We start from the raw sequence: 1,493 nt of genomic DNA, 5'->3' as shown, positions 1-1,493 counted from the left end.
AAAGGGTATTTAAAGCTCCCTTTAACGTATTTTTCTGCTCCTATTTTTCCAAATCACTAAAGCGTGTAAAATCGGATTGAAAGGCAAGGGGAACGATTCCTGTCGGACCATGGCGTTGTTTTGCTATAATAACCTCAGCTTTGCCCTTGGCTTGCTCCATTGCCTCTTGCCATTTGCTATACTCAGCAGTGCCTTCTTTGGGTTCTTCATTTTTGAGATAATATTCTTCACGATAAACGAACAGAACAATGTCGGCATCTTGCTCGATTGAACCAGATTCACGTAAGTCGGAAAGTTGTGGACGTTTATCTGTTCGGTTTTCAACTTGACGCGAAAGTTGTGACAGAGCAATAATGGGAATATTGAGTTCTTTTGCAAGTGCTTTTAATCCGGTGGTAATGGCTGTAATTTCTTGAACGCGATTTTCTAATGAACGCTTTGAACCACTTGTCATGAGTTGGATATAATCAATAATCAAGACATCTAGACCATGTTGTCGTTTAAGACGCCTTGCACGGGCGGACAATTGTACAAGGGATACACCACCCGTTTGATCAATATAAAGAGGGATTGTTTGTAAGGAACGCATTGCGTAAATGATGTTGGTAAATTGCTCTTCTGAGATATTACCACGACGCATATCAGAAGAAGAAACCTTTATTTGTTCTGAGATAATACGGGTTGCAAGCTGTTCAGATGACATCTCAAGTGAGAAGAATCCTACTATACCCCCTTCATTGGCTTGGCTGTTATCATCACGCTTACAAGCATTGGCAATATTAAAAGCAATATTGGTCGCCAGAGAGGTTTTCCCCATCCCAGGGCGTCCAGCTATGATAATCAAATCAGATGGCTGTAGCCCCCCCATTTTCTCATCAAGTGTTTTGATATGGGTAGCGATCCCTGAAAGCTGTGAGGAACGCTTTTTTGCAGCGCTTGCCATGTTAAGTGCTTTTGCAATGGCTGTATCAAAGTTTTCAAAACCACCCCCATATTTGCCTTTTTCGGCGAGCTCAAATAACTGATTTTCAATCGTTTCAATTTGTTGGGAAGGTGTAAGTTCGACAGGCGCATCAAAAGCTGTATTGGCAACTTCATTGCCAAGATTAATCAAAGACCGGCGGATAAACAGATCATAAATGACGCGTCCATAATCTTCAGCGTTAATAATAGTAACTGCCTCGGTGGCTAAGCGAACAACATACTGGTATACAGTAATATCTCCAACTTTTTCTTCCATTTGGATATAGGGCTTGATTGTAATGGGGTTTGCAAGATGACCCTTTTGAATAATTTGTAAGACAATCTCAAAGATCTTTTGATGTAGCCTTTCAAAAAAATGTTCTGCTTTGAGAAAGTCTGAAACGCGATCGAGTGCATCATTATTAATCAGGATTGCTCCAAGTAATGCCTGTTCAGCTTCAATATTATGGGGAAGTTGACGAAAAGAAGAAGCAAAATTATCTCTTGGATTTTCTGTTTTTAGCATGTTT

The 1,493-nt window shown here is 40.3% G+C and carries 1 protein-coding gene; it reads right to left on the bottom strand.

All coding sequences use genetic code 11. From position 1 onward, the window contains the following. Positions 1 to 40 precede the first annotated feature (40 nt). Positions 41 to 1,489 carry a replicative DNA helicase gene (locus tag ACFIKO_RS09200; protein ID WP_375673869.1) on the bottom strand — a complete coding sequence of 483 codons (1,449 nt, stop codon included), beginning with the start codon at positions 1,487 to 1,489 and terminating at the stop codon, positions 41 to 43. Positions 1,490 to 1,493: the final 4 nt, after the last annotated feature.

Origin of the sequence: Bartonella sp. TS82HLJMH, assembly GCF_042193495.1 — a bacterium.
GTDB lineage: Bacteria > Pseudomonadota > Alphaproteobacteria > Rhizobiales > Rhizobiaceae > Bartonella > Bartonella grahamii.
This window is presented reverse-complemented; position numbering and strand designations above follow the sequence as displayed.

Coding starts and splice junctions, on each gene's coding strand:
- ACFIKO_RS09200 (WP_375673869.1), bottom strand. CDS start 1,489: ATGCTAAAAACAGAAAATCCAAGAGATAATTTTGCTTCTTCTTTTCGT.